The sequence below is a fragment of the Thalassovita sp. ABM4_323 genome, from assembly GCF_056158665.1.
Genome location: NZ_JBSWTS010000007.1, coordinates 1,882,106 through 1,906,157, shown reverse-complemented (window position 1 = coordinate 1,906,157; position 24,052 = coordinate 1,882,106). Strand labels below are relative to the sequence as shown.

At 62.2% G+C, this 24,052-nt stretch carries 19 protein-coding genes; 4 read left to right on the top strand and 15 right to left on the bottom strand.

Annotated features, from left to right (window positions below):
* Nucleotides 1–7: 7 nt before the first annotated feature.
* From ACXADQ_RS11850 to ACXADQ_RS11835, 4 genes are all read right to left on the bottom strand, one after another.
* Complete coding sequence (locus tag ACXADQ_RS11850) at nucleotides 8–937, bottom strand: ABC transporter permease (protein ID WP_475320492.1); 930 nt, start codon at nucleotides 935–937, stop codon at nucleotides 8–10.
* A complete protein-coding gene (locus ACXADQ_RS11845) occupies nucleotides 934–2,040 on the bottom strand; it encodes an ABC transporter permease (protein ID WP_475320491.1) in 1,107 nt (368 codons plus the stop codon). The genes ACXADQ_RS11850 and ACXADQ_RS11845 overlap by 4 nt, the downstream gene beginning before the upstream one ends.
* Nucleotides 2,041–2,042: 2 nt before the next feature.
* A complete protein-coding gene (locus ACXADQ_RS11840) occupies nucleotides 2,043–3,167 on the bottom strand; it encodes a BMP family ABC transporter substrate-binding protein (RefSeq protein ID WP_475320490.1) in 1,125 nt (374 codons plus the stop codon).
* Nucleotides 3,168–3,321: 154 nt separating this feature from the next.
* On the bottom strand, nucleotides 3,322–4,224 hold the full coding sequence (locus ACXADQ_RS11835; protein WP_475320489.1) for a LysR family transcriptional regulator: 903 nt from the start codon (nucleotides 4,222–4,224) through the stop codon (nucleotides 3,322–3,324).
* Nucleotides 4,225–4,360: 136 nt separating this feature from the next.
* Between ACXADQ_RS11835 and atzF the strand changes: the two genes are divergently transcribed.
* The 4 genes from atzF (at nucleotide 4,361) to ACXADQ_RS11815 (ending at nucleotide 11,713) form a co-directional block, all read left to right on the top strand.
* Entirely contained in the window at nucleotides 4,361–6,151 is a 1,791-nt protein-coding gene (gene atzF, locus ACXADQ_RS11830) for an allophanate hydrolase (RefSeq protein WP_475320488.1), read from the top strand.
* Nucleotides 6,152–6,315: 164 nt separating this feature from the next.
* Entirely contained in the window at nucleotides 6,316–8,256 is a 1,941-nt protein-coding gene (locus ACXADQ_RS11825) for a DEAD/DEAH box helicase (protein ID WP_475320487.1), read from the top strand.
* Nucleotides 8,257–8,420: 164 nt separating this feature from the next.
* Nucleotides 8,421–10,289 (top strand): cation:proton antiporter domain-containing protein, encoded by a 1,869-nt coding sequence (locus tag ACXADQ_RS11820; protein ID WP_475320486.1) that lies wholly within the window; start codon nucleotides 8,421–8,423, stop codon nucleotides 10,287–10,289.
* On the top strand, nucleotides 10,286–11,713 hold the full coding sequence (locus tag ACXADQ_RS11815; protein WP_475320485.1) for an MATE family efflux transporter: 1,428 nt from the start codon (nucleotides 10,286–10,288) through the stop codon (nucleotides 11,711–11,713). Before ACXADQ_RS11820 ends, ACXADQ_RS11815 begins: the two co-directional genes overlap by 4 nt.
* Nucleotides 11,714–11,736: 23 nt before the next feature.
* Here the strand turns inward: ACXADQ_RS11815 and ACXADQ_RS11810 are convergent, their stop codons facing one another.
* From ACXADQ_RS11810 to ACXADQ_RS11760, 11 genes are all read right to left on the bottom strand, one after another.
* Nucleotides 11,737–12,786 carry a phosphotransferase family protein gene (locus ACXADQ_RS11810; protein WP_475320484.1) on the bottom strand — a complete coding sequence of 350 codons (1,050 nt, stop codon included), beginning with the start codon at nucleotides 12,784–12,786 and terminating at the stop codon, nucleotides 11,737–11,739.
* Nucleotides 12,783–14,393, bottom strand: a complete 1,611-nt coding sequence (locus ACXADQ_RS11805; protein ID WP_475320483.1) for an AMP-binding protein — start codon at nucleotides 14,391–14,393, stop codon at nucleotides 12,783–12,785. The genes ACXADQ_RS11810 and ACXADQ_RS11805 overlap by 4 nt, the downstream gene beginning before the upstream one ends.
* Nucleotides 14,386–15,594 carry an acyl-CoA dehydrogenase family protein gene (locus tag ACXADQ_RS11800; RefSeq protein ID WP_475320482.1) on the bottom strand — a complete coding sequence of 403 codons (1,209 nt, stop codon included), beginning with the start codon at nucleotides 15,592–15,594 and terminating at the stop codon, nucleotides 14,386–14,388. Before ACXADQ_RS11800 ends, ACXADQ_RS11805 begins: the two co-directional genes overlap by 8 nt.
* Nucleotides 15,595–15,603: 9 nt before the next feature.
* Nucleotides 15,604–16,347 (bottom strand): SDR family NAD(P)-dependent oxidoreductase, encoded by a 744-nt coding sequence (locus tag ACXADQ_RS11795; RefSeq protein WP_475320481.1) that lies wholly within the window; start codon nucleotides 16,345–16,347, stop codon nucleotides 15,604–15,606.
* Nucleotides 16,348–16,431: 84 nt separating this feature from the next.
* Nucleotides 16,432–17,922 (bottom strand): flavin-containing monooxygenase, encoded by a 1,491-nt coding sequence (locus ACXADQ_RS11790; protein WP_475320480.1) that lies wholly within the window; start codon nucleotides 17,920–17,922, stop codon nucleotides 16,432–16,434.
* Nucleotides 17,923–17,940: 18 nt separating this feature from the next.
* Entirely contained in the window at nucleotides 17,941–18,810 is an 870-nt protein-coding gene (locus ACXADQ_RS11785; RefSeq protein WP_475320479.1) for an alpha/beta fold hydrolase, read from the bottom strand.
* A gap of 196 nt (nucleotides 18,811–19,006) precedes the next feature.
* On the bottom strand, nucleotides 19,007–19,777 hold the full coding sequence (locus tag ACXADQ_RS11780; RefSeq protein WP_475320478.1) for an SDR family oxidoreductase: 771 nt from the start codon (nucleotides 19,775–19,777) through the stop codon (nucleotides 19,007–19,009).
* A gap of 16 nt (nucleotides 19,778–19,793) precedes the next feature.
* Nucleotides 19,794–20,549: an SDR family NAD(P)-dependent oxidoreductase gene (locus tag ACXADQ_RS11775; RefSeq protein ID WP_475320477.1), complete on the bottom strand. Its 756-nt coding sequence runs from the start codon at nucleotides 20,547–20,549 to the stop codon at nucleotides 19,794–19,796.
* A 183-nt stretch (nucleotides 20,550–20,732) separates the two neighbouring features.
* A complete protein-coding gene (locus ACXADQ_RS11770; RefSeq protein WP_475320476.1) occupies nucleotides 20,733–21,449 on the bottom strand; it encodes an ABC transporter ATP-binding protein in 717 nt (238 codons plus the stop codon).
* A complete protein-coding gene (locus ACXADQ_RS11765; protein WP_475320475.1) occupies nucleotides 21,446–23,173 on the bottom strand; it encodes a branched-chain amino acid ABC transporter ATP-binding protein/permease in 1,728 nt (575 codons plus the stop codon). The genes ACXADQ_RS11770 and ACXADQ_RS11765 overlap by 4 nt, the downstream gene beginning before the upstream one ends.
* On the bottom strand, nucleotides 23,160–24,029 hold the full coding sequence (locus tag ACXADQ_RS11760; RefSeq protein WP_475320474.1) for a branched-chain amino acid ABC transporter permease: 870 nt from the start codon (nucleotides 24,027–24,029) through the stop codon (nucleotides 23,160–23,162). Before ACXADQ_RS11760 ends, ACXADQ_RS11765 begins: the two co-directional genes overlap by 14 nt.
* Nucleotides 24,030–24,052: the final 23 nt, after the last annotated feature.

Genomic DNA, 24,052 nt, shown 5'->3' with positions numbered 1-24,052 from the left:
TTGGCTCCTATTTGGTGATGCTCAGCTCGCCGGGGGCGCCGTCCATGGCCTTGTCCGGAGAGGAAGTGAGGATAAGCAGGCCCAGCGTCAGCACGTAGGGGGCCGCGAAAAACAGGTAATATCCGCTGGTTACGCCCACGGATTGCAGCGCCGGCCCCAGGGCCCCAGCCCCGCCAAACAGCAGCGCCGCCCAGAAACAATTGACCGGATTCCAGCGAGCGAAGATCACCAGCGCGACCGCCATCAGGCCCTGGCCCGAGCTCACTCCCTCGTTCCAGCTGCCGGGATAATAGAGCGACAGATACGCCCCGCCGATCCCGGCCAGCGCCCCGCCCGCAGCGGTGGCCAGCAAGCGTACGGTGTTGGGATTCAGGCCAATGGCGCGGGCCGCATCGGTGCTGTCGCCCACAACGCGGATCGTCAGACCCACGCGGGTCGAGCGGAACATCCAGGCCAGCCCCACGGCCAGCGCGGCGCCGATGATGAACAGCGCATTCACCTGCAATGCGGCCTGAACCTGCGGGATATCGGACCACCAGCCCAGCGAAATGGCGGGCAAATCGGGCGCAACGGGCTGGATATAGGGTTTGCCAAAGAAAAAGGCCAAACCCATCCCCAACAGCATCAACGCGATTCCGATCGCGATGTCGTTGACGCCCTTGAACTTACAGATCCAGCCGTGGAACAGGCCGAATATTGCCCCGGCCAGGGCTGCGGCCAGAACGCCCATCCAGGCAGATCCTGTTTCAAAAGCAATGGCATAGCCGGACATGGCTCCGAAGACCAAAATCCCCTCGAGGCCCAGATTGATGCGGCCCGAACGCTCGGTCAGACATTCGCCCAGCGACACGAACAAAAACGGCGTGGACACCCGGATCGCGCCTCCGATGATGGCCAGCGGAACGCCCCAAAGCCCAATATCTGCGGCGGTGCTCATGTGCGTGCCTCCCAGGTTTTGGGATCAAAGATCGCCAGTTTCCCGTACAGGGTTTCGCTGAACAACAGCACCACGAACACGATGCCTTGCATCACCAGAATGGTCGCATCAGGCAGGTCCATGCGGCGCTGCACAAGACCCGAAGAGGCCTCGAACCCCGCCAGCAGGATGGCCACCGGAATGATCGCCAGCGGGTTATGGCGCGCCAGAAATGCGACCAGAATGCCGGTATAGCCATAGCCCGAAATCAACGAGCCATTGGCCGAACCATGGATGGCCGTGACCTCGAAAAATCCGGCCAGCCCGGCCATGGCGCCGCCCAGCGCGGTGAAGCCCACGATCAGCTTGCCCACGGGCAAGCCCTGCACCTGCGCGGCGCGGACATTGTCGCCCGCGATACGCGCCGCGAAGCCAACCGTCGTGCGATCCATCAGCACCCAGGCGGTGATGCAAGCGATCACCCCCACGGCAAATCCCCAATGCACGTCGATCCCGATGGGCATGTCCCCGACCCTTAGTGCATCAGGCAGCGGCAGGGTTGAGGGCTTGTTCAAGCTGGCCGGATCACGGAACGGGCCCTCGACCAGGTGGTTCATCAACGCAATCGCGATATAGGCCATCAGCAGCGAGGCGATGGTCTCGTTCACGCCACGTGCATAGCGCAGCCAGCCCACGGCCCCGATCCATGCGCCTCCGGCCAGCGCGGCGCCCAGCACCATCACGGCAAACCCCTGAATGGCGGGCGCCGGGGTCATCAATGTGCCCAGAACGGCGGCGGCCAGACCACCCAGAACGATGGCCCCCTCGCCACCGATCACGACAAGTCCCAGCCGCGCTGGCAAGGCCACGCAGAGCCCCGCGAATAACAAAGGGGCCACGCGCGACAGGGTGTTTTGCCAGGAAAACCCCGAGCTGAACCCGGCCTTGTAGATCAGCCCATAGAATTGAAACGGTGATTTACCGACGAACAGCAAGAACACCGAAAACACCAGCAGCCCCATGAACAGGGCTGCCAGCGGGATGACGACAGACTCGGCCCTTGGCAACCATTTCGCCAAAGAGGACTGCATCCACGACGGGTCGGCTGTCGCCATATCGCTCATGCTCAGCTCGTCGATCCGATCACGCCGTCGACCAGATAGCCCATGCTTTCCAGTGCGATGTCGGTTTCGACAAAGCTCTCGCCCGCCGCGGCAATCACGTTGCCCTTGTTATCCTTCAGCGGACCTTTGAAGACGGAATAGCCACCTTTCATGATCTCGGCCTTTGTGGCCTCGAACTGGTTGCGGGCGGCGTCCGATACGGCCGGGCCCAGCGGGGACATCTTGATGAACCCATCCGACAGCCCGCCCCGAACAAAGTTACCCACGGTGCCGCCATCCAGCACGGTTTGCACCATCTCGGTATAGACCCCGGCCCAGTTCCACTCGGCTCCGGTCAGGTATTTTTCGGGGGCCAGGGGCGACTGGTTGGCGTGATAGCCACAGACATAGGCCCCGCGCCCGGCGGCCGTTTCCATCACCACCTTGGGGCCATCCACATGGCAGGTGATCACGTCGCAGCCCTGATCACACAGGGCGTTCGTGGCTTCGGCCTCTTTCACGGCCAGCGACCATTCTCCGGTAAAGATAACCTGACAGGTGATCGACGGATCCACCGCGCGGGCGCCCAGCAGGAACGAGTTGATATTCTGTAAGACCTGCGGAATGGGCTTGGCGGCGACAAAGCCGATCTTCTTGGATTTACTGGCATACCCGGCGGTGATGCCGTTCAGATATTGCCCCATGCCGATATAGCCGAAATAACTGCCGATATTGGTGGGCATACCCTCGGACCACAGGCCCGCAGCGTGTTCAAACCTGACATCAGGGTATTTCGGGGCGGTTTCCAGCACGTGGGGGTCGAAATATCCAAACGAGGTGGGGAACAGCAGGCTGGCCCCGTCAAAGTTAATCATCAATTCCATCGTGTTCTGAACATCGACGGTTTCGGGGACGTTTTCCTCTTCGACGACGGTGACGCCGGCCATGGCTTTCACGGCTGCGGCGCCCTCGGCATGGGCCTGGTTGTAGCCAAAGTCATCCTTGGGCCCCACATAGATGAAGCCGACGGTCAGATCCTTGGCCGCCTGCGCCTGCCCGGGCAGCATCGAGCCAGCCATCGCGGCGCCCCCAAAGGCCATGGTGGTGTTCAGAAAATGACGACGAGTTAGTGCAGTCTTGTGTTTCACGGTGTGCGCTCCTGTTGGTCCCATGCGATCCTGACGACGGGTGCCGGAGCGCTGTGGTTGAGTGACGACTCGGAGCGTAAGAGGCCAAAGCGGTTCTGTCTTATGCTAGTTTTTTCCAATAGCGGTGCGAAAAATGCACCGCTTGGCGGGCGAGCTAAACAAACGGCCGCTGCAAGGCCTGGGTCAATTGTTGCACAAACCGCGCCGAGGCCACAGGCAACGCCCGGCCTTTCAGCTGTCCCATCAACAGGTTGCCCGGCTCCACATCGCGATCAGACAGGGGGCGGACAACATAATCGGCGCTCGCGGATAGATTGAGCCCCACCGGAAACTGAAACGAAAGCGCGTTTTCCCGCAGCACATAGTGGCGCATGAAATCAAAGCTTTCGGACTCGGCGATGGGGTTCAGGCGCTCGAAATTCGTGCGTTTCACGGCGGTATCCAGCAAAACCCGCACCGCAAATTGCGAAGAGGGCGCCACATAGGGATGTTCCAGACAATCGCGCAGGCGCAGTTCGCCCTCGCCCGCCAGCGGGTGATCGCGGCGCATCAACACGCAAATCGGCTGGGTGATGCTCAGCAGCACCTCGAAATCTACCAGGTGACGCGGCTCAAACACCAACGCGATGTCGGATCGAAACGTGGACAGTTCGCGCTCGGCCTCCAGCCGGTCACGCGCGTTGACGGTGAAGGTCACGCCCGGATGCTCGCCCCGATACTGGGCAATCTGTTCGGGCAGAAAATACGGCAGCAGGGCCTGCGAACAGGCAATCGAGACATGCCCCCGCCGCACCCCGGACAGATCAGCCACCTGCGATTGCAGCCGCGCAAAATCCGATTGTTGCGAACGGATATGGTGCAAGACCAGTTCACCCGCCGGGTTCAGGCGCACCCCGCGCGGCAGGCGCTCGAAAATCTCGTATCCGAACTCGTCCTCGAACCGATTGATCCGCCGGTTCAGCGCCGAAGCGGTGATGTTCATGTCTTCTGCGGCGCGCCGAATTGACCCGGCGCGGATCACGGCCTCGATGAAGGCATAGTCCTGTAGATGTTTCATGGCGCCCCTGACTGGTGCAAAATTTGCACCGCTTTTGTGAATTCTTAGCATTTGTGGCATCCCGCCGAAAGCCAGATGCTGGACCGACAGGCCCGATTGCGGCCCCTTGCCCAATTTCGCGACAGGAGAGCCCCGCGTGACCGACATTCCGCTGACCATTTCGTCTTTGCATCAGGCCTATCAGTCCGGCACCACGCCCGCGCAGATTGTCGAGCAGGTCTTTGCCAAGATTGACGCCGTGGGTGATCCGAATATCTTTCTGTATTTATTCGATAAATCCGAGGTTCTGGCCGCAGCCGAGGCCCTGGGCCCCTTTGATCCGGCCAAACCTCTGTGGGGTATTCCTTTCGCGATCAAGGACAATATTGATGCGGCAGGCAAGCCGACCACCGCCGCCTGTCCGGCCTATGAATACACCGCAGAGGCCGATGCGTTTGTTGTCACCCAGCTACAGCAAGCTGGCGCGTTGCTGATCGGCAAAACCAACCTGGATCAGTTCGCCACGGGTTTGGTGGGCGTGCGCACGCCGTATGGGGCGCCGCTGAATTCGATTGATCCGCAGATCGTGCCGGGGGGGTCCTCGGGCGGGTCTGGCGTGGCTGTGGGGCATGGGATCGTTACCTTTTCACTGGGGACAGACACCGCCGGATCTGGGCGCGTGCCCGCCGCGCTGAACAATATCGTTGGGCTAAAGCCCAGCCTGGGCAGCCTGTCGGCCACTGGCCTCGTTCCGGCCTGTCGCTCGCTGGACACGATCTCGGTCTTCGCGCTGACGGTCGAGGACGCGTATACCGCCTTTCAGGCCGCAGCCGTTTTCGACCCCGCTGACAGCTATGCCCGCGCGTTCGACCTGCCTGCCCTGACGGCCCCGGCCGAGAAACTGACCATCGGCATCCCCTCGCCCGAGACCATCCAGTTCTTTGGGGATTTGGTGCAGCAATCCGCCTTTGATACGACGATCGAGACGCTGGAACGCCAAGGCTATACGATCGAAGAGGTCGATTTTTCGCCGCTCTATGCGGTGGCCGAGATGCTGTATTACGGCGCCTGGGTGGCCGAGCGCTATGTTGTGATCGAGGACCTATTGAAATCCGACCCCGACGCCGTGTTCCCGGTGACGCGCCAGATAATCTCGGCCGGGGAAACCCTGACAGCGGGGGATGCGTTCAAGGGGATTTACCGCCTGAAAGAGCTGATCCGCCAAGCCGAACCCGCGCTGTCTGGGCTGGATATGCTATGCGTGCCGACGATCCCGACCTTCTATTCCGTTGCGGATCTTGAGGCTGATCCGGTGACGCCCAACAGCAATTTCGGCACCTATACCAACTTCGTGAACCTGATGGATATGTGCGGCATCGCCGTGCCCACCCCCGCCCGCAGCGATGGGCGCCCCGGCAGCGTCACCCTGCTGGCTCCGGCGGGTCAGGACGCAAAGGTGGCCGCGCTGGCCACCCGGATCGAGGCCTTTGGGCAGCGCACGCTTGGGGCCACCAGCTGGAGCCTGCCCCCAGCCGATCTGCCCGCCGCCCAAGCGCCCGATATGATCCGTATCGCGGTGTGTGGCGCGCATATGGCCGGGCTGGCGCTGAACACCCAGCTAACCGAGCGCGGTGCGGTATTGGAACAGGCCACGACCACCGCACCAGAGTATCAATTCTATGCCCTGCCCGGTGATATCCCCCGCCCCGGCCTGATCCGCGTCGCCCCCGGCACCGGCCACGAAATCGCGGTCGAGGTCTGGCAAATGCCGCTGGCCGCGTTTGGATCCTTTATGCAACTGATCCCCGCGCCGTTGGGCATTGGCTCGGTGACGCTGGCGGGAGGCGATATCGTGAACGGTTTCATCTGCGAGGGCGCAGCGGCGGAAACGGGCACGGATATCTCGGCCTTGGGCAGCTGGCGCGCCTATCTGGCCGCGCAAACCTAGCGCGACCGGCCCAAAGCACAGAAAAACCGCGATATCGCCTGTACAAACGCCTGCGAATGCCGTAAGCGCGCCTCTTCACGTCGCGATACATTAGGGTGTGGCTTGCATGGGGCAGGCACTGGTCCTTGATTCCAAAGCGACCCCCCTATGAAAAGAACTCTTCCGTGAAACAAGCACTTCGTGACGCACTCGACGACCGTGGGTATGATACTCTGACCCCGGTGCAACAGGCCGTTCTGGCCGAAGAATACCAAGGCAAAGACCTGCTGGTGTCGGCCCAGACGGGCTCGGGCAAGACGCTGGGCTTCGGCCTGGCCATCGCCCCAACCCTGCTGGCCGAAGACGAACAGTTCAGCCCCGCCGAGGCCCCCCTGGCGCTGGTGATCGCCCCCACGCGCGAGCTGGCCCTGCAGGTCAAACGCGAGCTTAGCTGGCTGTTTGCCAAGGCGGGCGCCGTTCTGGCCTCGACCGTGGGCGGGATGGACATGCGCGACGAACGCCGTGCTCTGGCCCGTGGCGCGCATATTGTTGTGGCCACCCCCGGCCGTCTGCGCGACCACATCATGCGCGGCTCGATTGATCTGTCGGGCTTGCGCTCGGTCGTTCTGGACGAAGCCGACGAGATGCTGGACCTGGGCTTTCGCGAGGATCTGGAATTCATCCTGGGGGAATCCCCTGACGACCGGCAGACCCTGCTGTTTTCGGCCACGGTGCCCAACTCCATCGCTCAACTGGCGCAAAACTATCAAAAAGACGCGATCCGCGTGGTGACCAAATCGGAAACCACCCAGCACGCCGACATTGAATACATCGCGCAGAACGTGGCCGATCATGACACCGAAAAGGCCGTGATCAACACGCTGCTGTATTATCGCGCGCCCAATGCCATCGTTTTTGCCAACACCCGCGCAACCGTGAACCGGCTGACCACGCGCTTGTCCAACCGGGGCTTCAACGTGGTGGCCCTGTCCGGCGAGCTGAGCCAATCTGAACGCACCCACGCGCTGCAAGCGATGCGCGACGGGCGGGCGCAGGTTTGCGTGGCCACCGATGTGGCCGCACGCGGGATCGACCTGCCGAAACTGGACCTTGTGGTCCATGCCGAGCTGCCCTCGAACCACGAAACCATGCTGCACCGCTCGGGTCGGACGGGTCGTGCGGGCCGCAAAGGCGTCAGCGCGCTGATCGTGACCAAGCGCAACCAGAAAAAAGCGCACCGCATTCTGGGCTGGGCCAAGGTCAAGGCCGACTGGACCAGCGCCCCTTCGGCCGATGCGGTGAACCAGCGTGAAGAAGAGCGCATGCTGGGCGATGACACCTGGCAAACCGGAACCGCGGATTCCGAACGCGAAACCGTAGACAAGCTGGCCGAGGCCTATTCGCCCGAACAACTGGCGGCGGCTTACCTGCGGCTCTATCGCTCGGTCCGCTCGGCTCCCGAGGAGCTGACCGACGTGAATGCCAAACCCGCTCCGCGCCAAGACTTTGGCCCCAGCGTGTGGTTTGCCGTTACGGGCGGGCGCAATGCCGGTGCCGAACCGCGCCGCCTGCTGCCGATGATGTGCAAGGCGACCAACCTGACCCGCGACGACATTGGCGCGATCCGCGTGCAACAGGATCAGTCCTTTGTGCAGATCAAAGAAGCCAGCATTCACACGTTCCTGAACGCCTTGGGCAGCGACATGACGCTGGAGCCCGGTGCCGTTGTCTCGCAATTGGCCGAGCCGCCAGTGCTGGAACGCGCGCCCCGGCGCGTCTCCAAACCACCGCATCGGGGCAAACGCCCGGCGCGGGATGGCGAGACCTATGCCAAACCCAAATCCTCGGGTCCGATCGACTGGAACGACGATCCGACCCCGCGCAAACGCAAGCCAAAACCCGAAGAGCGCGCTAAACCGCGCAAGCCTCGGCACGAAATGCGCGACCACGAAGGCGCGCACGGCCCCGCAAAACGCGGTGCCTCGGAGGGCAAGAAACCCTTTGGCAAATCAGGCGGGAAACCCAAAGGCCCGCCCCCACCCAAGGGCAAGCCCAGCAGTAAGAAAAACCGCGCTCGTGCGGCTGCGGCCAAAGCAGCGAAATCGGGCAAACGGCCCGCCAAGTAGTTCTCGATCAACCCCGCCCTGTTCGCAAGGCGGGGTTTTTCTTTGCCCGGGACGCCCATGCAGGTGGTTCCGTTGATTGGCAAGTTGTGTCATGGCTAAGGGAACGCGCGTCGCCATGGCCCTGACCAAACAGAAGCAACGCCGCCCCAACCCGGAGAGACCCCATGACCGATTTCCTGTTACTGGCCTTTATTTTTCTAATCGCGGGCGTTGTCTCGGTGCCGATTGCCTCGCGGTTGGGGTTGGGGTCTGTGCTGGGCTATCTGATCGCGGGGATCGTGATCAGCCCGATCCTGAGCTGGCTGCATGTGGACGTGGTCTCGATCCAGCATTTCGCGGAATTCGGCGTGGTGATGATGCTGTTCCTTGTTGGGCTGGAGCTGGAGCCCAAACTGCTATGGTCCATGCGCGCCAAGCTGCTGGGGCTGGGGGGCGGCCAGGTCGGCCTGACCGCGGCGGCCGTGATGGGTGTTGCGCTGATCTTTGGCCAACCCTGGACCGTGGCGCTGGCCATCGGGCTGGTGCTGGCGCTCAGCTCGACTGCGATCGTGCTGCAAACGCTGGGTGAAAAGGGCCTGATGAAGAGCGACGGCGGGCAGTCCAGTTTCTCGGTGCTGCTGTTCCAGGACATCGCGGTGATCCCAATGCTGGCGCTGATCCCGCTGTTGGCCCTGCCCGAATTGAGCGAGGCCATGTCGCACGGCGCAGGTCATGGCGATGACGGGCATGGCCCCTCGCTGAGCCTGGTGGACGGGCTGCCCGGCTGGGGCGTGGCGCTGGTGACGCTGGGCGCGATTGCCGCCGTGGTGGGCATCGGATCCTACCTGACCAGCCCGATTTTCCGGTTCATCGCGGGGGCGCAACTGCGCGAGCTGTTCGTGGCCACGGCCCTGATGATCGTGATCGGTATTGCGCTGCTGATGTCTTTGGTCGGGCTGTCGCCTGCGCTGGGGACGTTCTTGGCCGGTGTGGTTCTGGCCAACAGCGAATACCGGCACGAGCTGGAAAGCGATATCGACCCGTTCAAGGGCCTGCTGTTGGGCCTGTTCTTCATGACTGTCGGCGCGGGTATCAACTTTGGCCTGCTGTTTGACAATTTCGCGGTGATCCTGGCGCTGACCCTTGGGCTGATGGTGCTGAAAATGGCGGTGCTGTTTGTGCTGGCGGTGGTGTTCAAACTGGGCGGCGCGGATCGCTGGCTGTTTAGTCTGGGCCTGGCACAGGCGGGCGAGTTCGGCTTTGTCCTGCTGTCCTTTACCGTCGCCAACGCCGTCATCCCCGGCGATCTGGCGGACCGGTTGCTGTTGATCGTGGCCTTGTCGATGCTGCTGACGCCCGCGCTGTTCATCCTGTATGACCGCGTGATCGCGCCGCGCTTTTCCGCCGCGGAAGAGCGCGAAATGGACGCCATCGAGGAAAAAGGCGACATCATCATTGCCGGGCATGGCCGTGTGGGCGGGATCGTCGCGCGGATGCTGCGCAGTGCCGGGATGTCGCCGACCGTAATGGATTTCAGCTCGAAACAGCTGGAGATGCTCAAGGCGTTCGACGTGCAGGCCTATTACGGTGATGCCACGCGCCCCGACCTGCTGCATGCGGCCGGGATTGCCGAGGCCAAGCTGTTTGTCGTGGCCATTGATGACCGCGACCAGATCACGGAATTGGTGCACTATCTGCACAGCACCTATCCTGACCTGCATATCGTGGCCCGCGCGGTGGATCGCAACCATGTCTATGATCTGTGGCACGCGGGCTGTCGCGACATCATCCGTGAAAGCTATGACAGCTCGATCCGGATGGGCCGCTCTGCCATCGAGGCCCTGGGATACACCCGCGATCAGGCCGACCGCATGGCTGATGCCTTCAACGAGATGGACCGACGCTCGATGCTGATCGTCGCCGAGCATTATGATCCCGCGATCCCCGCCTATGAAAACGAGGCCTATCTGGCCAGCATCCGCGAGAACCGCGATGACTGGAACGCCGAGATCGAAGAGCGCATGAAATCCATCATGGCCGAGAAATCCGCGTGAGCCCGCCCACCGACAAACAGCCCCCCGACGCGAAGGCCAAGTTCCTGACCGGCAGCCTGACGCGGCACATCATCACCATGTCGCTGACCTCGGCGGTGGGATTCGTGGCGCTGTTCGTGGTTGATCTGGTGGACATGTTGTTCATCTCGATGCTGGGCGTGGACGAGCTGGCCGCGGCTGTTGGCTTTGCCGGGACGATCTTGTTCATGACCACCTCGGTCAGCATCGGGCTGGGCATCACCGGCGGGGCCATGGTGGCCAAGTCGCTGGGCCAGGGCAGCCCCGAACGCGCAACCGAGCAGCTGACTCATGTGCTTATCGTCGGCGTCAGCTTTGCCATTGCCTTTGCCACGCTGCTGTATACGCATCTGTTTGAACTCACGGGCCTGATCGGCGCCAGCGGGCAGACGCAGGTACTGGCCGTGTCCTATCTGAAGATCCTCATCCCCACGATGCCTGTCCTGCTGATCGGGATCGTCTGTTCCGCGGCCCTGCGCAGCCACGGCGCGGCACGTCTGTCGATGATCGTGACCATCGTGGCCGGAGTCGTGAACGCGGTGCTGGACCCGATCTTCATCTTTGTGCTGGAGATGGGGCTGGACGGAGCCGCCTGGGCCTCGGTGGCCTCGCGTATTTCAGTGGCTGCGACGGGCCTGTGGTATATCACCCGTCGGTTCGGAGGCTTCAGCGGTCTGAACCTGCCCGCCCTAGCGCGTGATCTGCGCCCGATCGCGGCCATTGCAATCCCTGCGATGCTGGCCAATGTCGCGGCCCCCGTGGGGGGCGCCTATGTCACGCGTGCAGCTGCCGAGTTCGGCGAGGCCGCCGTGGCAGGCATGGCCATTATCGGGCGTCTGACACCGATTGCCTTTGCGCTGATCTTTGCCATGTCGGGCTCGATCGGGCCGATTATCGGACAGAATTTCGGGGCCGGGCGTCATGACCGTGTGCGCCAAGCCTTCAATCGCAGCATTTTCCTGATCGTGATCTATGTGTTCCCCGTCATCGCCGTGCTGTTCCTGCTGCGCGGCACCATCGCGGACATGTTCAATGCCCAAGGCATCGCACGCGATCTGATCTATCTGTTCTGCGGACCGCTGTCGCTGGCGTGGATCTTTACGGGCATCATTTTTCTGGGCAACGCGGCCTATAACAACCTGGGCCACCCGTTCTATTCCACCTGGGTGAACTGGGGGCGCAATACGCTGGGGATCGTGCCCTTTGTCTATCTGGGTGCGCGTCTTTGGGGGGCCGAGGGCGTGCTGATCGGACAAATGGCGGGCAGCGTGTTCATCGCCATCGCCTCGTTTATTCTGGCCGAACGGCTGATGCGCTCGGCCGAGCGCGATCAGCTGAAATCAGAGGAAGAGGCGAATTTCATCGCTCACCGTCGCGCCTTTAACATCGCACACACGCGACGGTGATACCTGGTTATACCGGGCCGACCTTATGCCTCGGCGGCGTCCAGCACCTCTAGCGCGCGGATGGCAAAACGACGGGCCAAGGGCGCCAGATCCGCCGCGTTGTCGCTGGAGGCCACGCCCGCCAGGGCGCGCTCGGCAATGCCCACAAAGATCACCGCAAAACGGAACAGCGCAAAGGCCTTGTGGAAGGGCTGCAGCGGGCCAACACTGGGCAGATGCGCGTGGTAATGGGCCACGAACTCTTCTTCGGTCGGGATGCCCAAGGCGGCGCGATCCAGATCCAAAACCCCGCCATATTCATCCGAGCTGGTGTTCCAGGGCATGCAGCAAAAGCCCAGATCCGCCAGCGGGTGACCAATCGTGGACAGTTCCCAATCCAGCACCGCGATCACGCGCGGTTCGGTCGGATGGAACATCATGTTGCCAACCCGGAAATCACCATGCGCAATCGAGACGAACCCGTCATCCTCGGGCAGCGTGGCCTCGATCCGTTTGCGCAATGCGCGCAGCTCGTCCAGACCGTCCAGGGTGGAATTGTCCAACTGCCCCGACCAGCGGCGCACCTGCCGTTCGAAATACCCGCCCGGGCGACCGAAATCGCCAAGCCCGATCTGATCAGGGCGTACCGCGTGCATTTTGGCCATGGTTTCGGCAATCGACAGATACATCGCGTGGCGATCCTGGGGCGAGACATCCGGGATGTCCGCCGTATCGAAAACACGCCCCTCCAGGAACTCCATCAGATAGAACGGGGTCCCAATCAGCGCCGGATCGTCATGAAACAGCACCGGCTGAGGCACCGGCACATCGGTCGGGCCCAGGGCTTCTTGGACTCGGTATTCACGGTCGATCGCATGGGCGCCTTTGGCCACAATACTGGGCGGCTGTTTGCGCAGGATCATGTGACGGTCGCCCAGCGACACCTTGTAGGTCGGGTTGGACTGTCCACCGCTGATCCGATCAAAGGTGATCGGGGCGTCGGGCGCATCCAGCTGGTCCCGCAGATAGTCACATAGCGCGGCCGGATCGAAATCCAAAGAGCCATTAACGGTGATGGTCGTGTCCAGGGTCATGTGCGGGCCTCTTGAGGTTGCGCGGCCAGCTCAGACGCGGTCTGGCGCAGTTCGAATTTCTGGATCTTGCCAGTCGCGGTCTTGGGCAGCTCGGCCACAACAAAGCGTTTGGGCACCTTGAAACCTGCCAGTTTCGCGCGGCAATGGGCTTTGAGATCGGCCTCGGCCAGCGCGGCGCCCGGGCGGGTTTCGACAAAGGCATACGGCACCTCGCCCCATTTGGGATCAGGCGCTGCAACCACGGCCGCCAGCGTTACATCCGGGTGGCTGTGCAGGGCGTCTTCGACTTCGAGGCTAGAGATATTCTCGCCGCCCGAGATGATCAGATCCTTGGAGCGATCCCGAATTTCGATCTGATTATCGGGGTGGCGCACGGCCAGATCACCCGAGTGGAACACCCCGCCGGAGAACGCTTTCTCGGTGGCATCGGGGTCCTTGTGATAGCCGCTCATCAGCGTGTTGCCCTGCAGGACGATCTCGCCCAGGGTTTCGCCATCCGCAGGCACATCCTGGCCCTGATCATCCACAACGCGCAGCAAATTGGCCGCCACATGGCGCGTGCCCTGACGGGCCAGCATCTGCGCGCGATCCTGGGTGCTGGCGCTTTGCTCGGACACATCCAGACGCCGCATCGTGGTGGGGCCGAAACACTCGGTCAGGCCATAAAGGTGAATGAATTCAAAGCCCAGTGTCTCCATCTCTTCGATCAGAGCACTGGTGGGTGCCGCGCCGCCACTGGCCACGCGCAACGGTTTGGACGGGTCGCGTTCGGCACGAGCCGGATCGTTCAGCAGCATGTACAGAACCACCGGCGCACAGGCCATATGGGTGACGCCATGCTCCTTGATCAGCGCGAAAATGTCGGCGGGAATAACTTTGTCCAGACAGATATGCACACCGCCAACTGCGGTCACCGCCCAGGTGTGGCTCCAGCCGTTCACATGGAACATCGGCAGGGTCCACAGATAGGCCGTTTGTGCGTCAAACCCCAGCGAGATCACGTTGCCCAACGAATTCAAATACGCACCACGATGGTTCAGCAGAACACCCTTGGGGCGCCCCGTCGTGCCCGAGGTATAGTTCAGCGCGATCGGCTGGAATTCATCCGACACCCCCGCCGCAAACGAGCAATCCGTGACAGGCGCGGCATCAAGCAGGTTCAGACCCTCCGAAGAAGTGTCGGTAGGAGGAAAGACAAAACTCTTGAGCCCAACCTTAGCGGCGGCCTCGCCTGTCACGGCAGCTCCGGCCGGGTCAGCCAGAACCAGTTTCGCCCCGGAATGGGACAGGATGTACTCGACCACGGACGGATCCAGCCGAGTGTTCAGCGCGTTCAGCGCCGCCCCCACGGCAGGGATCGCATAATGCGCGGCCAGCATTTCAGGGCGGTTGCCCGACATGACGGCAACGGTATCCCCCGGACCCACCCCGTTTTCGCGCAGCAGGTCCGCCATCGCGGCGACCAGCCCGGCGAATTCGGCATAGCTCCAGGTTCGGCCCTGCCAGATGACAGCGGGACGATCAGGGAACCCTTCGACCGCGCGATCCAGGAAATCCAGCGGAGTCAGCGGGCGGTGATTGGCGGCATAGGTTGCGATCTCAGCCATCGGCCGCATCCCACGACCAGAAATCACGCCCCAGGTTGTTCAGGTGGCGCGACAGCACCATCTTGTGCACCTCGTCCGCACCATCCACCAGACGGGCCTGGCGGGCATAGCGATAGATCCACTCCAGCGGCGTATCGGTGGAATAGCCCCGCGCGCCGTTCAGCTGGATCGCCACGTCAGCGGCCTGATGCAGCAGGTTGGCCACGTGGATTTTCGCCATCGAGACCTCTTTTTGCCCATACCGGCCCTGATCAATTTCGTAGGCGGCTTTCATCACCAACAGGCGACCCACTTCGATGTCCATCGCCAGCTTGCCCAGCATTATCTGCACGCTTTCGCGCTCGATCAGTTTGACACCAAAGCCCATGCGCGACGTGGCATAGTCGGTGGCAATCTCAACACAGCGTTTGGACAGGCCTAGCCAGCGCATGCAGTGGGTCAGACGCGCCGGGCCCAGACGGGCCTGCGTGACCTTCAGGCCGCGGCCTTCGCCCATCAGCACGTCCTCGTCCGGGACACGCAGCCCGTCAAAGATCAGTTCGCAATGACCGCCATGTTCCTCGGGGCCCATGATCGGGATGCGACGTTCGATATGCCAGCCGGGGGTGTCTTTGTGGAATTGGAATGCAGTCAGCCCGCGGCGCGCATCATCCGAGGTCCGCGCCATCAGGGTGAAATGCGCAGCGCCCTCGGCACCGGTGATGAACCATTTGCGGCCCTCGATCACCCAGCCATCGCCATCGCGCGTAGCTTTGGTCAGCATCATCCCCGGATCCGAGCCCCCACCGGGATGCGGTTCCGTCATCGCAAAGGCCGAGCGCACATCACCATTCACAATCGGAGTCAGCCAGCGTTTTTTCTGGTCCTCGGTGGCCAACGTGTCCAGCATCATCATGTTGCCGTCATCCGGCGCGGCCGAGTTGAACACGACGGGGCCAAAGATGGAGCGGTTCATTTCCTCATAGCAAACAGCCATGCCCATTTTGCCCAGGCCCTGCCCGCCCCATTCACGGGACACTTGCAGCGCCCACAGGCCTTGGGATTTGGCCTTGGCGCGCAGCGGTTCCAGCGCGGCCTCGGAAATGTTGCCATGTTCGTCAAAATTGCTGCGATCTGCCTCAACGGGCAGAATCTCGGCCTCGACAAAGGCGGCGATACGGGCGCGGTAGTCTTCGACCGCAGGCGATAGGGTGAAATCCATCAGGAACCTCTACAGGCTGGAAACAAGGTGGCCGCCATCCACAGGCAGGGCGCAGCCGGTCACATAGGCGGCCCCGTCGGACAGAAGCATGAGAAGGGGCGCATCAAGGTCGCTTAGCTGACCCAAACGGCGCTGCGGGATGCGCCGGATCAGCGCCTTGCCGGCCTCGGTTTCGAAAAATTCGCGGTTCAAAGGCGTTTCGATATAGCCCGGGCACAGCGCATTCACGCGGATGCCATAGCGCGCCCATTCCAGCGCGTGGGCCTTGGTCAGCTGTACCAGCCCGGCCTTCGAGGCAGTATAAGCCGACACGCCCCCTGCCACCCGCAGCCCCAGGATCGAGGCAATGTTCACGATCGCCCCGCCCTGCCCGCGCGATTGCATACCGCGCGCGGCGGCTTGCGAGACCAGAAACACCCCTTTCAGGTTGGTATCCATGACCATGTCAAAGACCTCTTCGGTCATGTCCATGGCCAAACCGTCCCCGGCGACACCTGCGTTATTGATCACCACGTCCGGTGGGCGGATCATGGTTTCAAACGCGGTGTCGACCGAGGCAGCATTGGTGACATCCATCTTCAACGGCTCTGCACTGCCCCCGTCCATGGCGATTTCGCCAGCCAGATCCGCAACTTTGTCCAATCGGCGCGCGGCCAGCAGGACATGATATCCCTGCGCAGCCAAAACACGCCCAAAATGCGCGCCCAGCCCGCTGGAGGCCCCAGTGACCAGGGCAGTTTTTGGTGACGTCATATTCACGCTCGTTTTCAGATGGATGTCAGTTGACAGGCGCCCGGAACAACAGAGGGGAGCGAGCCCCAGGCACCTGCCAATTGCTTACTCGGCAGCCGTCGCGGGCTGACCGACATAGCCTTCGGGATGGAACGTGCCGTTCTCATCACGGAAGGCATAGGCGAAGTCGGGCCACAGAACCGTCAGGCGATCGCTTTCGGGATCGCGGTACCAGAACTTACAGCCACCCTCCATCCAGACGGTGCCAGAAGCGCGATCCTCGATCCCGTCCAGATAGCCAGCCTCGGCTTCGGGCGTGGTTTCCAGAACTTCGAAGCCCTTGTCCTTGGCGTAATCCAGCGCCCCCAGGATATAGTCAACCTGAGCCTCGATCATGAAGACCATCGTGTGGTGGCCCAGACCGGTGTTCGGCCCCAGAACCATGAACATGTTGGGATAGCCCGGCACAGCAATCGAGTCATAGGCCTGCATGCCGCGATCCCACTGATCGGCCAGCTTCTTGCCGCCTTTGCCATAGACCACATGGGCCACGGGCGGTTGCGGTGCCTCGAACCCGGTCGCAAAGACCAGAACGTCAACATCGTATTCGTTGCCGCTGACGGCGACAGCAGTGCCGTCCTTCACGCTGGCCAGTGCCGATGTCTCCAGTGTCACGTTGTCCTGATTGAACGACGGGAAGTAGTTGTTGGCGATCAGAACACGTTTACAGCCGATCTCGTAATCGGGGGTCAGCTTGGCGCGCAGCTCGGGGTCAGAGACCTGATCCGCCAGGTGGCCCAGGGCCATATCCCGTGCTTCGGCCAGGGCCGTGGGCACGTTGCGGCGCTGTGCAAACATGGTTTCACCGAACCAGAAGATATCCTCGCGCAGCTTGTCCATGGTTTCGGGCAGGCGCTCAAAGGTACGCTTCTCGGCCTCGGTATAGGCGCGGTCCGGACGCGGCACCACATAGGGCGCGCTGCGCTGGAACATCACCACCTCGCCGGCGGTTTTGGCCAGTTCCGGCAGGATTTGCAGGGCCGAAGCGCCCGAGCCGACGATGCCGACGCGTTTGCCTTCGATCGCAACCGAGTGATCCCATTTCGACGAATGGAACGAATCCCCGGTAAAGCCGTCCAGACCCGGAATGTCGGGCAAAACCGCATCGGCCAGAACACCGGTCGCGGTGATCATGTAGCGCGCGCGCCAGGTGCCCAGCGGGGTTTCGACGGTCCAGCGTTGGGTCGCTTCGTCCCAGGTGGCTTTTTCCAGGTTCGCGCCGAAATGGATGTGCGGCACCAGGCCCGATTTGCGGGCGCAATCGCGCAGGTATTCCCAGATCTCACCACCGGGCGAGAACACGCGGGTCCAGTCCGGTTTCGGCATGTACGAGAACGAGTACAGATGCGAAGGCACGTCACAGGCCACACCCGGATAGGTGTTGTCGCGCCAGGCGCCGCCCACGTCGTCGGCCCGCTCGAGGATAACGAAATCGTCCTCGCCGTGCTCTTTCAGTTTCATCGCCATGCCCAGCCCGCCAAAGCCAGCGCCAACGATGATGATGGATGTCTCGTGAATGATATTTGTATCGGTCATCTTAGTCTCCTCCGGGCCTTAGGGTTTCACAGCGGGTATGGTTTCACCGGCCGCGTATTCGTCGGGGTTCATGTTGAACCGGTCGACAAGGCGCGTGACCTCGGCGGCGCGTTCAAACACCACCGCGTGACCCGAGCCCACCTCGGCATAGCGGGCATCATCAATCATCCCGAACAGCCCACGGCAGTGGTGCACGGCGACCATCTGGTCATAGGTCCCGGCGATCACCAGCGTCTTGGCCTTGATCTGCGGCACCAGATCCGAGATGTCGATACGGGCGTTCAACTCCATCTGGGCGTCCACGAAGGCATCCAGCGGCATTGCGCCTGCGGTCATCATTTCCACCGTTTTGTCGGCCAGGAACGGCGCGCCAAAGGCAGCATAGATCGTGTAATCGTTGATCTCGGGGACACCGGCATTGCGCAGGGCAAACCAGGTGCGGTTAAAGAAGGTCATCATCGTGTCCGTCTTGGCCCAACCGGCCAAAAGCACAAGATTTTCAACCGTTTCAGGGTTCTGAGCCGCCAACGACGCCGCAACCACGGCCCCCAGCGAGAAGCCCAGCAGCGTCACGGGCGTGTCGCCACAGCTGTCCTTGATAACGGCCATCACCTGGGCTTCCAGATGCGCCAGTTCCAGCTTTTCGCCCTCGGCGATGGGCATCGCCAAATCCAGCGAGATCACCCGGTGGCGCACGGCCAGCATCGGGAACAGGAATCCGAAATGGCCCATGGTGGACCCTGACGAGCCGTGCACCAGCACGATCGGTGCGGTGTCGGTGTTGGCCTGACCTGCCTCGTGATAGGTGACCGAAACGCCGTTGACGTCGATCTGGCGGGATTCCACCCCGACGGCCATGTCTGGCATCATGTTCTCTGAATCTTTCACTCTAGCTCCTCCTTTGCCTAATCCGCTCTCTCCGGCAGCGGGCAAATGTCTGGTTTACGGCCCCGGTCACCATTCAGGCGGTTCGGGGCGGGGTCTGCGCGTCCTTGCAATGATGCTAGACCACGGTCTTGGGTGGTTTTGGCAGCACCGGCACCATTGCTTTGCAAAGCGGGAAGGTGTCGGTGCGCCGTTTTGGTCAATACCCGGTCGACGGGCGCATGAGGTCGCGCCGTTCGGCCATGGGGGTCTGATCGAAAAAGTCCTGCGCGCCCTTATCATCCTCGCGGACGAACCAGTGCACCTGACGATCCTTCAGGGCCTGTTGCACCGTCGCGGCGACCATTTCGGGGGTCACGTGGATGCCGGCCAGTTCAACCGATTTGGCGGCGTGGTCGGCCTGAGACAGCATTGGTGTGTCGACATAGCCGACCATCACGTCACTGACCCAAACGCCCAGCTTTTCAAATTCGATATTCAAGGCTTCGGTCAGCCCGCGAATGGCGAATTTGCTGGCTGAATAGACGGCCAGATCGGGCACGCCATAGATCGCAGCGGCCGAGCTCATGGTCACGATCCGCGCATCGCCATGGGCATGCAGATAGGGCAAGGCCTGTTGAATGCAGTTGATCACGCCCGTCACATTCACATCCATCACGGCCTGCATCCGATCCAACGAGGCTTCGGCAAAGGGGCGCATGTCCAGCAACCCGGCCGAGTTGAACAGGGCCGCGATTTGGCCAGAGGATCCGGCGAAATCGGTCAGGGCCGCGCGAAAACCGGCGCGATCCAGCACGTCCACTGTGTAGGGCGCGGCCCCCGCGCCCAATTCTTCGGCCAATGCCTGCACCGCCTGACCATCGCGATCGGCCAGACCAACGCGCCAGCCCTCGGCCGCCAGCAACCGGGCCGTTGCCGCCCCGATGCCCGATCCTGCGCCGGTGATGAAAATGGATTTCTCTTTGCTCATCGTCATTCTGCCCGGATCAATCGACGAACTGACCGCCGGCCGAATACAGCGTCTGCCCGGTGGTATAGCTGCTGTCTTCGGAGGCCAGGAACAGCGCGGCTTCGGCCTGTTCGCGGGCGGTGCCATTGCGCCCCATCGGGGTCAGGCTCATGGCCCACTGATCCTCTTCGCTGCCTTTGGGCACGTCCCACATCGGGGTCTCGGTAAAGCCCGGCGCCAAAGCGTTCACGCGGATGCCGGTTTGTGCCAGCTCCAGCGCCATCACTTTGGTCATCATGATCACACCCGCCTTGGCCACGCAGTAGGGACCCGAGCCGGGGATCGGAATTTTACCGGCGGTCGAGGCGATGTTGACGATCGTGCCGCCGGTGCCCTGCGCCATCAGTTGATTGGCAAAGGCACGGGCCGAGCGCAGAACGCCCTTCATGTTGATGTCGATCATCAGATCAAAGGCCGACATCTCCATTTCCAGCATCGACATCGGGTCCTGACGGATCCCCGCCGCAAAAACGCCCGTGTCCACCTGCCCGAATTCGGCAACCGCGGCTGCAACCATGGCCTGGCATTCCGCGTCCGAGGTCGTGTTGACCTTCACCTGCATGGCGGTGCCGCCCATGTCCTGGATCAGCTTTTGCGTCGCGTCGCTGGGATTCAGGTCGGCCAGAACCAGCTTGGCGCCCTCTTCGGCAAAACGCAGCGCAACGGCCTGTCCAATGCCGCTGGCGGCCCCCGTTACGATGGCAACCTTGCCCTCTAGTTTCCTGTCGCTCATGGTCTCACTCCCATTAAAATTTGTCGTTTGAGAGAAATGTTAGGCCAGCACGTCCAGTGAAATTGCTGCGCCAAGCGCGATGATTTTGCGCTGCGGGCACAGAGCGCAGAAGACTATGCAAAAACGGCAAACAGGCGCCTTGTTGCCAAGACGCCTGCCCGCTGACCACAGCCACGGAAGGGATTACGCTGCGGTGTCTTCGTCGCCCAGATCTCCAAGGTACAGATGGTGCAACATCTCGGGATCATTCAACAAAGTCGGGCAATCGCCTTCGTAGACGATCGAGCCACGGCGCATCACATAGGCCCGATCCCCGATTTCCAGCGCCAGGTTGGCGAACTGTTCCACCAGCACCACGGCCAAGCCCTGATCGGCCAGACGGCGCACGCCTTTCATCAGTCGGCTGACAACCACGGGGGCCAGACCGGCGGACATTTCGTCGATCAGAACCACGCGCGGACGGCCCACCAGGGCGCGGCCGATCACGACCATCTGTTGCTCGCCGCCCGACAGCATCATCGATTGCACATCGCGACGCGCCAAGAGTTCGGGGAACAACTCATAGACCTCTTCCAGGCTGCTGTCCTCGTGCATGCCGACGCGCAGGTTTTCTTCGGTCGTCATCGAGCCAAAGATCGTCCGGCCCTGTTCCACATGCGCGATGCCAGACAGGGCCCGGGTGCCCGGTTTCAGCTTGCCCATGTCGTTGCCCGCCAGGATGATCTTGCCCGCCGAGACTGGCGCCACGCCCGAGATTCCCTCGAGCAGAGTGGTCTTCCCGGCCCCGTTGGCGCCCAGCAGAACGCTGATTTCGCCTGCGCGCGCGATGATACTGAGATCCCGAACGACGGGGATGCCGACACGTTTGATTTCCAGCTCTTGGGTTTCCAGAACGTTCATTCTGCGGCCTCCTCGTGTTCGAAATCGATGCCCATATAGGCCTTTTTCACCACCGGCAGATCCAGCACTTCTTCGGTCGCGCCTGCGGCCAGAACGGTGCCAAAGTCCAGAACGGTGACCTGCGAACAGGCGGTGCGGACCAGGTCCATATCGTGTTCAATCAGCAGCACGGACGAGCCAAAGCGTTCCGGGATTTCCGCGATGCGTTTGCCCAGCATGACGGCCTCGGCATAGGACTGACCGGCGGCCGGTTCGTCCAGCAGAATGACCGGAGGCCGCGCAGCGACAACACCCGCCACATCCAGCAGGCGACGCGCGCCCGAGTCCACCGAAGAGATCAGCACATCCGCCGAGGGACAATCCAGCCAGGCCAGAACCGCGTCGATTTCCTGATCGCTCAGACCACCGCCCGAGGCCAGGTTGACATAGTCGCCCACGGTCAGCTCGGGTGCGATCCGGGTGGTCTGCCAGGTGCGGCGCAAACCAGCACGCGCACGCTGCGTGGCCTGCAAATCGTTCACCGATTTGCCTTGGAACACCACGTCGCCCTCGTAGCCGTGGATGAACCCGGTCAGGGCATCCACGCAGGTGGATTTCCCAGCGCCATTCGGGCCGATCAGACCCACGACCGTCGCCTTGCGCACCACGATATTGGCGCTGTTCAGCGCGACCACGTTGCCATAACGGACTGTCAGATCACGGGCCTCGAGCACGATTTCGGCAGGTGTGTCGGTGCGGGTCGCAGGCAAGGCATCATCCCCAGCACGCGGACCATCCTTGATCTTGCGCGGCATGATTTTGCGCCCCAGGCGGGCAAAGGTTTCGCTGATGGTTTCCCCGGTGCTCAGCGCCTGCACGGCGCCCAGACCAAAGAACACGCTGCCCAGATCCTGCGGCAGCGACAGACGGCGCAGCAGCTCGGGGAACAGGGCAACCAGAACACCGCCCAGAATTGCCCCCATCGGGAAATGCGCGCCAACCATGATGGCCACGGCAAACAGCACCAGCGACTGCATCATCGAGAAGTTATCGGCCAGCAAAGTGCCCATATACCCGGCCAGCAAACCACCCGAGATCCCGGCGATAAAGGCGCTCAGCGCAAAAGCACTCAGCTTGGCGCGAGGGATCGAAACGCCCAAAGAAGCAGCGGCGCGTTCAGAATGGCTGACGGCCAGCCATGACGCTCCGAGGCGCGAGCGCGACACGAATTCCAGCGCGATCGCAACGATACCATAGATGGCCAGCACCAGGATAAAGTAACCCTGGTCGCTTTCGAACCCGGCCGGGCGCGCAACCATCTTGAACGAGGTCTGACCCGGATAGGTGATCGTGCCCAGCACCACGCCAAAGGCAACGGCGAAGCCCAGCGTCACAATGGCCAGGTTGATCCCGCGCAAACGCAGCGCCGGAAGGCCGATGATCAGGCCAAAGGGCAAGGCCGCAAAGCCACCGATCAGCAGCCAGACGAACAGCCCACCAGGGAAGTTCATCACGTTCAGATAGCCCACGGTCCAGGCCCCAACGCCGGCAAAGCTCATTTGGCACAACGAGATCATGCCCGCACGGCCCACAACCAGGCCAAGGCTTTGCAGCGACATGCCGATGATGAACACGGCCGTCAGAAGGAAAATCCAGTAGTTCGGCAACAGCGTCAGGCACAATGCACCGACAACGATTACCATGGCCGCCGTTTTCAGGGCGGCGTGAATGCTATCGCGCTTCATCCCAACGCGCTCCTCTTTGTGACCACATAAGTACGGTCAGAATGACCAGGAAAGGCACGGCGGCCCGATATTGCGCCAGGCTGACAAAGCCACTGGCAAGACCCTCGACAACACCGATCAGGATGCCGCCGATCAGCGCCGCGCGGAAACTGTTGAACGACCCGACCAGCGCAGCGGCAAAGGCAGGCACGACCAGCAGGCTGAGCGACCCGAAATCAGGCGAGCGCAGCGGAGCCACCAGCATCAGCGCGATGGTGGTCATCGCGCCGGACAGGGCCCAGACCCCAATGGCCAGGCGGCGCACCGGAATGCCCAGCAGCTCGGCTGCCATGGGTTTTTCGGACAGGGCGCGCAGCTGCAGGCCTGTCCGGGTGCGGCCCAGGAATTGTTCGACCGCGATGGTCAGCAGCACGGCCAAACCAATCGCCACCAACGAGGCGGCGGTGATGGTAACGCCAGCCAATTGCATCCCGGCACCGCCAACCAGATCGGGGAAGGCGCGCGGATGCTGACCGCCCGTCAGGCGCAGACCCAGCGCGATGATGCAAACCAGCAGCGCCGCCGTAACAGCGGCCTTCACGGTTTGAGTAGACCCGGAAAACCAGATGGTCGTCACGAATCCGACCAGAACCGAGGCCAAAGTCCCAGCAACGACACCGGTCAGGACGGCGGGGAACATGGGATAGCCAAGCTCGGTCAGCATGACCATGACGAAGGCTCCGACAGCGCCCAAGGCCGTCGCGGTAAAGTTCACAACGGCCACCAGCCGATACGTGAACACCACACAGACCCCCAGGATCGCATAGGCGCCACCGGCAGACAGGCCGGCTACTGCGGATGTAAGAAGTGAATCCATAAGATTTTCCTTGCCAAATGCAA